Consider the following 11,991-nt stretch of genomic DNA (forward strand, 5'->3'; position numbering starts at 1 on the left):
AAAAACATTGAAAATTCTATGTTTTTCCCCATTTTTTAAAAAAATTAATAAAGGCTTGATATAAACAAAAAAACAACATAAACATATGTTGACATTTGTTTTATAAATAAAAATATATACATTTTGTTGCATGTGAAATAGAAATTGTATTTTAAAAGTAAAAAAAGTATAAGAAATAATCCTACCCTGGTTATACAAGGTAGGATTTGTTCATATAAGTAGTCGTTCTAAAAATGGTTTAATACAGTTGATGAGAATCCCCTCTATCCAGCTTTCCTGTGCTGAGGAGAGATGATCTGTCTGGAGACTTTCTTTTAGAAAATCTCGAACTTGTTCTGGTGCGATTTCAAACTCAAAGGCTTTCATTTTATAGAAAAAGTCGAGCAGATGATCTGACAGGTATGCGGTTGAAAAAGGCACTTCTCCACTTTTTCGATATTCTAATAAGAGGCGAGCAAAGCGGGATTTTTCTTCAGGAAGCTCACGAAAATAGGAATTGAGGAGCCAGGTCTGCTTCTGCTTTCTTTCAATTGGATCCTGACTAGCAATTCGTTGGTCTTTTTCCAACTCTTTTTGGTATTGTTTGGCCTTGATAGCCCGTTCTGTTCGATTTTTACCAAAAAGAATTTTCTCCCACTTGCGTTCTTCTTGAGTCAAGGTCTCCGTAAAGCCAAAGTAATCTTGATAGGCCCGTTCTGCTGGGCCCATGGCTAGGACCAGATTGTCTGCATATTGCTTGGCGATTTTATCTCTCTTCTTGCGCTCTTTCTCTGCCTGGATACGGAGTTCCTGTTCGTAGTCAATTTTCTCCTTACCTAGCTTGACAAGGTAGAGTTGGTCATCTGGTTTTCCAAGTAAAAAGGGCTTAATACACTTTTCAAGGACTTCCTCCATACGAGCCTTCTTCTTAGGATCTGCCTTGGTCCAACTTCCTCCTTGAAAGACTTCTAGGAAGAGCTGATAGTCTTTCTCAGGTGAGAACTGATTGCCACGATTAGGCTTGAAAACACCTTTTTCCCAGAGCCACTTTAGAAGACGCTCGTCAAAGTCACTCTTATTGACCTTGATTTTCTCCTTTTTCTGGGCTTTTCTGGTCAGATTTTCAACCTTTCTGAGCAATTTTTCTTCCTCTTCTAGTTGCTGGTCAAGGGTCAATCGATGAAAATGACGAACACAATCACTACCAATCGGAAAGAGGCGTTGGCCTGTGACACCGTTAAAGAGTTCATAAGCGTATTTGATGGCATTCCCACAGATACAATTGCTACGGCCGATACCGTTAAAAATCAAGGAAACTTCATTCCATTCCTTGGTAGCTTGTTCCCAAGTATTCGCTTTTGAAGCCTGTAAAACTGCATCATGTAGGGATTTTCTAACTGGAAGTGTCATGAGGTCTCCTTTCTAGATTATACTTTTACAACTTGAACCTCGTCTTTACCGAGTAAAATCAAGTATTTGTCAATATTTTCAATCGAATAGGCTCGAGATAGAGCTTCTCCGTATAGCGCTAACTGACCACGATAACGATCTACGAGTTGACTTGGTTCATCATAGCGGTCTGTCTTGTAGTCAAACAGAACAATTTTGTCTTCGTAAAGCAGATATCCATCAAGGATACCACGGACAACGAAGTCTTCCTGACTCTTTTGGTCTCGTTTGAGCATGGAGAAGGGTTGCTCTCGATAGAGAAGGTGGGTATTAGCGAGAATTTCCTGACCGAGTGCTGTATCAAAGAATGCAAGAATTTTAGCAAGATTGATCTTATCTCTGACAGCTGGGCTGGTTTGAACTTGTTTGAGAGTTTTTGTCAGGCTAACAAGTGTTGGTCGCTGACTGAGGTCCATTCTCTGCATCAGTTCGTGGGTAGCACTACCAATTTCAGCTCCTGTTACCTTTTCTTTGCTTGAAAAATCTGGCAAATCAAAGTTGATTTTCTTGTCTACTGACTGTCCTTGACCTGCAATCTCGACACCTTCCATATCCATAACGGGTTCGTAGAATTTCTTGATTTGACTTGGGGTTTGAACACTGGGAAGTTCAATGGCTGCGCGGTGAAGAGTATTATAGACTTCCACTTCTTTCAGCATTTCAAGGGCTTCCTTAATGGTTTCAGACTGGCGATTGTCTGCTTGGGAGCTATCTTGGAGAGGACTTTTGTTTTCCAATTCTCCGATAGCTTCTCTAGTCAGCTGGTCTTCACCAACAAAACGATAGCTAAAGTTGAGATGATCCTTAACAAACACTTTACTGATAGCCCAAATCCAATCTTGGAAATTCCTTGCTTGCAGTCTAGTGTTGCTATTTAGTTTTTCATTTTTAGCTGCTGGGTATTCCTTGGCTTCCAGCTTTTCGCGAGAACCCTTACCGATAAGATAGAGCTTTTTCTTAGCCCGTGTCATAGCAACGTAGAGGAGACGCATTTGCTCAGAATAGCTTGCCAGCTGTAATTCCTCTTCATTCTGCATATAGGTCAGGCTAGGAATGGAGAGTTTGACGGTTTTAGGATAGTGATCTTCCACTGCTCCTGTCTCCATTTTGGCGATATATTTGACACCTAGTCCATTTTTACGGCTGAGAATGACCTCTGACATAGAGTCTTGCTTGTTGAAATCTTGATCCATATTGAGGATGAAGACGTAAGGAAACTCCAGCCCTTTACTCTTGTGGATGGTCATAAGCTCTACTGCATCTTTTGGCGGTGCGACGGCCACGCTTGCCAAATCGTGCTGGGCTTCTAAGACTTGGTCAATCATACGAATAAAACGCGACAAGCCCTTGAAATTGCTCTTTTCAAATTGATCAGCACGCAGAGCTAGTGCATAGAGATTGGCCTGTCTAGCAGGACCATTTGGTAAGGCTCCAACATAGTCATAATAAAAACGGTCGTTGTAAATCTTCCAAATCAAGTCATAGAGGGAGTGCGTTTTGGTATACAAGCGCCAAGAATCCAAGATATCCATGAATTGGTTTAGTTTCTCAGCTAGAGCTGTGTGAATCAAGTTTCTATGGCTGCTTACCTGTTTTTGAGCATTGACCAGTTTCTCATAGAGATTTTCTTGGATTTTATCCTCTGCTTTTTGAAGAGCTAAACGTGCTAACTCGTCCTCGTCAAAACCAAACATTGGAGACTTCATAAGGGCAACCAAGGCGTAGTCTTGCAGGGGATTGTGAATGACACGAAGGGTGTCCAGCATGACTTGTACTTCTAAGGATTGGAGATAATTGTTTTGCTCGCCGTCAGTTTTGACAGGAATCCCGTACTCAGACAGGGCGAGGAGAATCTGGTCATTACGACTGCGGCTGGAGGTCAAAAGGGCAATTTCTTTAAAGGAAACACCTTGCTCTTGATGAAGCTTCAGGATTTCCTTAATAACCAAGCGCATTTCGCCTGTTAGTTTCGTTTCTGTTTGACTCTCTTCTTCCTCACCTGTATCGTCCTTGTCGTAGAGGAGAAATTCTGCCTTATTGTCTGTATTAGGAGTCAGTTTAGTATTGGCAAAAACAAGCTGGTGCATGTTATCATAGTTGATTTCGCCGACCTCTTGGTCCATGAGACGTTCAAAGACATCATTGGTTGCTGACAGTACTTCTGAACTACTACGGAAATTTTCCTTGAGGAGAATCAGCTTGCCCTCTTTTGGATTTTGCACATAGCGTTGGAATTTCTCATTGAAAATCTGCGGGTCTGCCTGACGGAAACGATAAATGGACTGCTTGATATCTCCCACCATAAAGCGATTGTGGCCATTGGATAGCAATTCTAACATCCGTTCTTGAATATGGTTGGTATCCTGATACTCATCGACCATGACTTCGTGGAAACGTTCCTGATAAGCCTCACGGACTTGCGGGAAATTCTCTAAAATCTCAATGGTGTAATGGCTGATATCAGCGAATTCAAAGGCATTTTCCTGACGTTTACGCTGACGATAAGCTTCTACAAAATCACTCATGAAGGCTTGGAAGGTTTTAGCTAATTCCCATGTATCTCCATGATAACGTTCTTGATAGTCGAGAATGGTTATCTGGTCTGACAGTTGTCCTAGTTTAGCAAACTGGGTCTTTCTCTCTTCGTTGTAGGCATCCGCCAGTGGCTTCAAATCAGCCTTGCGACTGGCATTAGTCAGGGCCCGACCGTTTTTCTCTTTCGAAATTGCGACAACACGCGCAAGCACTGCCTGATAAGCCTGACTATCGGACTCTTGATTTAAGGAGCCAATTTCATCCAGAACTAACTGAACATTTTCTAAATAAGCAGCCTTTGCAAACTCCTTGGCATCGTTATCCAGATGGTAACGGAAAAAACTCTCCAAATCCCAAAGGGCTTGCTGGATTTGTGTGGTCAGTTTTTCTTTTTCACTGCTAAAATCAGCTTTTTCAAAGCCTTTGAGGAAAGATTCACTCAGCCATTTCTGAGGATTGCTGGTGGATTGGAGAAAGTCATAGATTTTATAGACCTGCTGGCGCAGACCACGTTCATCCTTGCCACGTCCAGCAAAGTTTTTCAGTAAATGACTAAACTTCTCTTTCTGTTTACCTTGGTAATGCGCTTCAAATACCTCATGGAAGACTTCGTTTTTGAGAAGAAGTTGCTCGCTCTGGTTTTGTAAAATACGGAAATTAGGTGCAATATCAATCAGATAGCCATGTTTACCAAGGAATTTTTGTGTGAAAGAGTCCATGGTTCCGATGGCAGCGTTGGGTAGGTCTGCCAACTGACGTCCCAAGTGTTGTTTGAGGTCGACATCACTGCTTTCTTGGATTTGTTGGCTGATTTTTTTCTCCAAACGTTCTTTAAGCTCTGTGGCAGCCTTGACAGTAAAGGTTGAGATAAATAGTTGAGAAATTTCGACACCACGCGCTAATTGGTCAAGAATACGCTCGGCCATGACAAAAGTCTTCCCAGAACCAGCAGACGCTGAGACAAGGATATTTTGCCCAGAAGTGTAGATGGCTTCGATTTGCTCGGCAGTTTTCTTTTGTTCCTTGCTCGAATTTGCTTCTACTTCTTGCAATTTTTGAATTTCTTTCTCAGTTAAAAAGGAAATAGGCTTCATCGATTCAACTCCTCTCTTATTTTTTCAAACCAAGCTTGCTTGAGTTTTTCTCCGACCAGACGCTTGCCATCAGTTAAGTCTAACTTTTCTAGAAAACGGGCTTGACCCAAGTGGTAATTGGCTTCAAAGCCTGTGATGGCTTGGTGTTGCTGAACATACGGTGCAATACTTCTGCCATTTTCAGTATAAGGGTTAATGGCGAACTGACCTTCTAAAATCTTCTCAGCTGCTTTCTTGTAAAGGTGGGCATTGTAGTCCAGTAGGAGCTGGAATTCCTCATCTGTCAGCTGATTAGCCTTGTTTTTGTTATAAAATTCGCCCAAATGATTACTTTCTTTTTCTAAAAAGAGTCCTTGGTATTTCATAGACTTGCTAGCTTCTACTACTGCACCTGCCAGACTTTTAACGGCCATCAGAGATTGGACGGGCTCAGCCATTTCCAAGTACATAGCACCAAAAAAGTTCTGCTCCCCTTCTCTTTTTAAGGCAGCTAAATAGGTTGGCAACTGAGAATTAAGCCCATTAAAGAAATGAGGAAACTGGAACTGAGTCAGACTGGATTTGTAGTCTACCACTCCAATCGCCCCATCAGCTTTCAATCGGTCAATGCGGTCAACCTTACCTCGTACAAAGACACTGCGACCGTTATCCAATTGAATAAAGGCCTGCTCTTTCCCACCAAAGTTCGCCTCTTCTTTGATAGTTTCGATGGCTGGATTGTGTCGGAGAATATGACCAGTTGTCCGTGCAACATCAAGCAAAACTTCCTTTGTAAACTGGGCTTCCAAACTTTCTTGATAAATGGCTTCAAATTCGCGTTCTTGACTGGTTTCTTGAATAGCTTGCTCTAGACGGTGGTCAAAGGAATCTTCATCAGGTAACTGCAAGGCGCGTTCAAAGATACGGTGCAAGAAATTTCCGTGACTACGGGCATCAGGACGCAAACGTAATTCTTCCTGCAAGCCTAAAACGTAGCGGAGGAAATAACTGTATTGGTTTCGGTAAAACTCCGTCAAACCAGATGTAGACAGATAAAACTCCTGATCAGCAGGATAGAGAGCTTGTAAGGTGTCCTTAGCCAACTGCTTACTGCTTGGACTGGTTGGGATGGCTGGATTTTCCAGACCTTGCTGGTCTAGTTTTTTACCCATGACACGCGCCAGAACCTTAATAAAGGTCAAATCTTGCTCAGTCTCACTCGTCTCGCCCTGCTGGTGATAGGCGACCAGACTAGACAAAAGACTGTGATAGGACCCCATATCTTCCTTAGACAGCCCTTTGTGATTCATCCTCTTCTCTTTTCGACTAAATCCAAAATGGATCAGCTCTTGAAGATAGGCTGATTCCTTACTTTCACTTTCATTAAAGAGGCTTGGAGCCGACAAGACCAACTGCTTACGAGCAGAATTGACCAAGGAAAGCATAGTATAGCGATTTTTCTTGAGATTTTCACTGCTGGCAATCAGCAATTGTGCCCCTTCCTCTGTCGCTTGGTTTAGGTTTTGCCTTTCTTCATCTGTCAAAAGGCTGGTATTCTGCGCGATTTTTGGTAAATTGTCCTGAGTCAGCCCAATGGCATAGACAAAGTCAGCCGTTAAGGGCGCAATCAAATCGTAACTCTGCACCAGGACAGTATCCACTGTCGCTGGAATAGTGCGATACTGAGACAAACTCATTCCAGAATGGAGCAAGGCTAGGAAGTCCTCTAGACTAACCTGTGAACCAGCAAAAACAGTCGCAAATTGCTCTAAAACATGACAGAAAGCCTTCCAAACTTCGGCTTGTCTTTCCTGTTCAAGAACTTCCATAGTGGCTGTCAAATCTTGCAACTGCTTGGTCACAGCTCCTTCTTTTAGAAAAGAGTTCCACTTTTGCAAGAGATTTTCAGCCTTTTGTTTTCGGCTAGCAAAAAGAGTCTCAAGAGGTGTTAAAATAAGCAGACGAAGAGCATTTAAACGTTCTAAATCAAATTTTCCATGGTGGGATTTGGTAAAGGTTTGCTGAAAGGCTGGTAAGCCATTGATACCAAGATAACGGATATATTGCTCAAAAGCATCAATATCAGACTGACTAAGGTCGGTATACAGACCAGTTCTAAGAAGGTTAATCAAATCTTCCTGACGAAAACGGTAGCGTTTCAAAGCTAAAATAGATTCGACAAACTGTGTCAAAGGGTGGTGCGCCATGGATTCGCTTTTGCCTAGATAGAAAGGAATCTGATACTGGTCAAAAATTGTTTTTAGAGATAATCGATAAGACGCTACATCCCCCAATAGAATACGAAAATGCTTGTAACTCAGATTTGAGTTCTCGTGCAATTTCTGACGAATGCTACGGGCTACCAACTCTAACTCTTCCTTTTGCGTCAAGCAAGACCAGATTTGTAAGTTTTCACGATCCTTCTCATCGACATCCAAAGTGAGTTCTGAAAAGTCGTAAGAAGACTCTAGCAAACGAGAGGCCTTGTCAAAACTATCCATCCGCTCATGAGTTTGAGAACAATCCTGAGCAGGCGTTTGGTATTTAGTAGCTAAATGATGGAGAAACTCCACACTGGCTTGATAGAGATTACCTTCAGGGAATGGACTGGTATAAGCTTTCTTACTAGCATAGGCTCCAATGATAATCTCAACACCCTTGCCATGAAGTAGGTCCACAATTCGCTCTTCCTCGGCAGAAAAACGGGTAAAGCCATCAATAACCAAGGCGATTTGAGTAAAATCACTACTAACTTTGTCATTCTCAATAGCCTCAATCAAATGGGACAACTGACTTCCCTGAGCTAACTGCTCTTCATTGAGGTAGGCCGTTACTTTCTCAAAAATCAAGAGTAAATCAGATCGCTTGTCCTCATCCGTCAAACTCTCCAAGTCTAAAAAGTTCATCTGAGCCTTGGTCATCTCGTGATAAAGATCAATTAACTGCTGGATAAATTGAGGATCCTGCTTGATAGCTCCATAAACACGTAAATCCTTAGGATCAAGTTCGGCAAGGCATTTGTAAAAGGCCATCCCAAGACCGATGTCATCTAGACTGGTTTTGACAGGTAGGTCATTCAAGATCAGATAACGAGCCATCTGCGCAAAGCGCGTGACGGTAATCGCAAAAGAAGCCTGCTGGGACAAGCATTCCAGCACGGCGCGTTCCTTTTCAAAAGAAAGAGAGTTGGGGGCAATGTAGAAGACCCGCTTGCCTGCAGCAACTAGCTCCTCCGCCTCTCTGGTTAGAATTTCTGTCAAAGAAGTACGAATATCAGTATAAAGTAATTTCATCTCTGCCTCGTTGGAATTTTTCATTACCTTTTATTATACCATGATTAGCCAGCCAAGTCTGAAAATAATCAGTTCTTGCTCACCTGTTGAAAAGAAAATGCCGGAAAGTTCCGACATTGTTTTAGTAAGCTAACTTCCTGAAAATAGGAGTAACCACACATTCCAGAAAGCAGTGATATTGATGAAAATATGAACTAGTATTGGATAGTAGAGATTTTTAGTCATGCGATACAATAGAGCCAAAATAAGCCCTCCGCTAGCATAAATGAAAAAAGCAAGAGGAGTTAAAGCAAAATTGACATGAATATAACCGAAAATAATAGCAGAAAGCAAGACATCTCCGTACCAAGGCGAGTTTTTGAAAAAGGTTGTCATAAGCACACCGCGATAAATCAATTCCTCAGCAATAGGCCCGATGAAGCAAGCCATGAGCAAGAAATAGGGTAATTCCTGTCTCCCTATCATTTCTATCGTTTCATTCAAAGAAATTTGATTTGAAGACGAGGGTATGAAATAAGACAAGAGGAAGTCAGACATATACAAAGTGATGTAGCCCAGTAAAAGGTAGATAAAGTACCTCGGATGCCACTTGAAATAAAAAGTCTTCTTTCCTGCAAAAACTAGTAGATAGATAACTGCTGACAAAAGAACTCCACTCTCCATCAAAAGCAGAATCTGAAAAAATTCACGACTTGCTGGTAGATAGGGCTTTGCGAGGTGATTGAAAACTCTCCAAAACCAAGTTGATTTGTAAAAAATTAAGGACAATGCTAGTAAAATTTGAATAGCTCGTTTTTTCATATTAAATCCTCTGTTTTCCTTGACTAGTTTATTGAATATAATGGTTTACTTAACTGTATAACAAGTTTAGTATAGCATATCTTTTCGAAATATCCTCTTCAAATCATGAATTGTTATCAAAACATCTTAAACTGTAAAATCAATTAGCCCCAAGCTTTCTATCAATTTCTTCTCCAAAATATGCTATAATAATACCAAAAGATAAAGAAGGAAGACCTATGATTAAACTACTAGCCTTGGATATGGATGGAACCCTCCTCAATGAAGCCAAGGAAATCCCACAAGCTCACATTACTGCTATTCACCAAGCTATTGAAAAAGGTGTTAAACTGGTTCTCTGTACGGGTCGCCCGCTTTTCGGTGTCCTCCCCTACTACAAAAAACTGGGACTCGATCTCCAGAATGAGTATGTGATTGTCAACAATGGTTGTTCAACTCACCAGACAAGTGATTGGGGGCTAGTCGACTGGCAAGAACTCAGTCCAGCTGACATCGAATACCTCTATGATCTAGCAGAAAAAAGTGATGTTCAGTTGACTCTTTTTGATGAGGAACATTATTTCGTCCTCGGTGGTAAACCCAATCAAGTTATTGAAAATGATGCTAAACTAGTCTTTTCAGACCTGACTGAAATTTCTCTTGAGGAAGCGACTAGTGGCAAGTATCGCATGTTCCAAGGGATGTTTTTGGGCACCAGAGAGCAAACAGACGATTTTGAGCAGCGTTTTGCTGGGGAACTCTGTCAACGATTTAGTGGAGTTCGTTCGCAGCCTGTCATTTATGAAGCTATGCCACTTGGTACGACAAAGGCTACTGCTCTTTCTCGACTAGCAGATATTTTGAAGATTGAGCCGTCAGAAATTATGGCCATGGGCGATGCTAATAACGATATCGAAATGCTCCAGTTTGCAGGCCTTGGTATTGCTATGGGAAATGCCAGCGATTATGTCAAATCTCTTGCGGATGCCGTTACAGCCAGCAATGAAGAAGACGGTGTTGCGCGTGCCATTGAGAAATATATTTTATAATTAAGAAGCCCAGTTCATATCAACTGGGTTTTGATATTTAAGAATTCCTAAAACTTTAGAAACTCTTTAGAAATCCTTGAGCTTTCTTTGATTTCTATGCTTTATACTAAAATTATCAAAATAAATCAAAAGGAGAGAATCATGAAAACAGTACTTGATATTCATGGATTGTCCAAAAACTTTGACAAACAAGCTATCCTTCAGGATCTTCATCTAACGATAAGAGAGGGAGATATTTATGGACTTATTGGGAAGAACGGAGCTGGGAAAACCACCTTAATCAAAATCATTACGCAACTACTGTTTGCGGATAAAGGGACTGTTTCCCTCTTCTCTAGCCAAACGGAAAATGAGTGGAGCAAGGCTCTATCTCGAGTAGGTTCAGTGATTGAATCACCTGTAGCTCATAATCACTTAACAGCTTATCAAAATCTGAAATATTACTGTATGATTCGGCATATTCCAAATGCTGATCAAGTCATTCGTGAAACCCTGGACTATGTAGGTTTGGCAGATACAGGTAAGAAAGTCTTTCGTGATTTCTCTCTTGGAATGAAACAAAGACTTGGGATTGCCATTGCTCTTCTATCCAAACCTGATTTCCTTATCTTAGATGAACCTATCAACGGTCTCGACCCAATCGGTATCAAAGAATTTCGACTAATGATTCAACGCCTCAATCAAGAAAAAGGGATCACCATTCTCATCTCTAGCCATATCTTGTCAGAACTTTATCTCCTAGCTAATCGTTTTGGTATTTTAGATCAAGGCAAGATTATCCGTGAAATCAGCAAAGCTGAATTTGAAACACTAAGTGAGGATTATATTGTGCTTAAGACAGCCGACCAAGAGAAAGCCTGTCAAGTATTGAAAGAACAAATCCAGCTCCAGTTCAAGGTTGTCAATCCAGAAAATGAAATCCATATCTTTGGTCAGGAACAAGATGTTAAACAGATTCTCAAGGAATTAACCTTGGCAGATGTTGCCATTGACGAGATTTACTATGCCCGTCAAAACCTAGAAGAATACTTCACTCAATTGGTCCAATAGGAGGAAAATCATGATACATACCATTCAAGCAGACTTTTACCGTCTTTTCCGCTCCAAAGGTTTTTGGATTACAGAATTCATTCTCTTTGTCCTCTTGCTAATGGGTGCCACTATCGGGGCTACAGGCCATCTGATGGCAATCCAGACAGAAGAACCAGAAATTCCAACCCATGGTTGGGACGGTGTACAAGCCCTGATCAACGCATCTAGTCAAGGTTCAAACCTCGTTTTTCTCTGCATAGTTCTAGCCTGCCTCGTTCTTGGAGTTGATTTAATCGGCAAACTCTATAAAAATAATTTAACAGTGGGTGTCTCTCGTACCGAGTTTTTCCTTGCCAAAGCCTTTGTATTGGCTTGTATTGCACTTTTACAAGTTATCATCAGCCTTGTGATTGCCTTTATTCCAGCAACGATCTTAAATGGATTTGGAGCTATGCCTGATGGCTTTATTGGCAATCTACTGGTAACCATTTCCCTTCAATTCCTTTGCCTCCTTGCTTGGCTTTCCATTGTTTCCTTCATCCTCTATGTTAGTCATTCTTATCTTGCGGTATTTATTGGCTATTTGGTCAGCTCTATCTTACTTTCTATGCCAATGCTCATCTTCCCAAGTATCAAAATTTTGCCATATTTATCATTGCAGTTTTTCTATGCTATGACTGCTAATAGTGAATCCATTTACTATACACTTATAGTTACCTTAGCTGTTATTGTAATCTTTAATCTAAGTGGACTGGCAGTTTTCAAAAAGAAAAGTTTATAAAAAATGACCTCCTCTAGCCT

Annotated in this window: 7 protein-coding genes; 3 read left to right on the plus strand and 4 right to left on the minus strand. The window is 41.2% G+C overall.

Annotated features, from left to right (window positions below):
- Window positions 1-210: 210 nt before the first annotated feature.
- From SK637_RS04845 to SK637_RS04860, 4 genes are all read right to left on the minus strand, one after another.
- Window positions 211-1,389: a hypothetical protein gene (locus SK637_RS04845; protein ID WP_033688783.1), complete on the minus strand. Its 1,179-nt coding sequence runs from the start codon at window positions 1,387-1,389 to the stop codon at window positions 211-213.
- A 17-nt stretch (window positions 1,390-1,406) separates the two neighbouring features.
- Complete coding sequence (gene addA, locus SK637_RS04850; RefSeq protein WP_033688784.1) at window positions 1,407-5,057, minus strand: helicase-exonuclease AddAB subunit AddA; 3,651 nt, start codon at window positions 5,055-5,057, stop codon at window positions 1,407-1,409.
- On the minus strand, window positions 5,054-8,329 hold the full coding sequence (gene rexB / locus SK637_RS04855) for an ATP-dependent nuclease subunit B (protein WP_033689000.1): 3,276 nt from the start codon (window positions 8,327-8,329) through the stop codon (window positions 5,054-5,056). The genes addA and rexB overlap by 4 nt, the downstream gene beginning before the upstream one ends.
- 129 nt (window positions 8,330-8,458) lie before the next feature.
- Window positions 8,459-9,130, minus strand: a complete 672-nt coding sequence (locus tag SK637_RS04860) for a CPBP family intramembrane glutamic endopeptidase (protein ID WP_033688785.1) — start codon at window positions 9,128-9,130, stop codon at window positions 8,459-8,461.
- Window positions 9,131-9,348: 218 nt separating this feature from the next.
- On the opposite strand from SK637_RS04860, the gene SK637_RS04865 reads away from it, so the two are divergent.
- The 3 genes from SK637_RS04865 (at window position 9,349) to SK637_RS04875 (ending at window position 11,971) form a co-directional block, all read left to right on the plus strand.
- Entirely contained in the window at window positions 9,349-10,158 is an 810-nt protein-coding gene (locus SK637_RS04865) for a Cof-type HAD-IIB family hydrolase (protein WP_033688786.1), read from the plus strand.
- A gap of 141 nt (window positions 10,159-10,299) precedes the next feature.
- Window positions 10,300-11,208 carry an ATP-binding cassette domain-containing protein gene (locus SK637_RS04870; protein ID WP_033688787.1) on the plus strand — a complete coding sequence of 303 codons (909 nt, stop codon included), beginning with the start codon at window positions 10,300-10,302 and terminating at the stop codon, window positions 11,206-11,208.
- A gap of 10 nt (window positions 11,209-11,218) precedes the next feature.
- Complete coding sequence (locus tag SK637_RS04875; RefSeq protein ID WP_033688788.1) at window positions 11,219-11,971, plus strand: ABC transporter permease; 753 nt, start codon at window positions 11,219-11,221, stop codon at window positions 11,969-11,971.
- Window positions 11,972-11,991: the final 20 nt, after the last annotated feature.

Origin of the sequence: Streptococcus mitis (genome assembly GCF_000722765.2) — a bacterium.
In the GTDB taxonomy this organism is placed as follows: Bacteria; Bacillota; Bacilli; order Lactobacillales; family Streptococcaceae; genus Streptococcus; species Streptococcus mitis_AQ.

Excerpts from the sequence above, each read along its gene's own strand:
- SK637_RS04865 (WP_033688786.1), top strand. The coding sequence starts at position 9,349 with ATGATTAAACTACTAGCCTTGGATATGGATGGAACCCTCCTCAATGAA.
- addA (WP_033688784.1), bottom strand. The coding sequence starts at position 5,057 with ATGAAGCCTATTTCCTTTTTAACTGAGAAAGAAATTCAAAAATTGCAA.
- SK637_RS04860 (WP_033688785.1), bottom strand. The coding sequence starts at position 9,130 with ATGAAAAAACGAGCTATTCAAATTTTACTAGCATTGTCCTTAATTTTT.
- rexB (WP_033689000.1), bottom strand. The coding sequence starts at position 8,329 with ATGAAATTACTTTATACTGATATTCGTACTTCTTTGACAGAAATTCTA.
- SK637_RS04845 (WP_033688783.1), bottom strand. The coding sequence starts at position 1,389 with ATGACACTTCCAGTTAGAAAATCCCTACATGATGCAGTTTTACAGGCT.
- SK637_RS04875 (WP_033688788.1), top strand. The coding sequence starts at position 11,219 with ATGATACATACCATTCAAGCAGACTTTTACCGTCTTTTCCGCTCCAAA.
- SK637_RS04870 (WP_033688787.1), top strand. The coding sequence starts at position 10,300 with ATGAAAACAGTACTTGATATTCATGGATTGTCCAAAAACTTTGACAAA.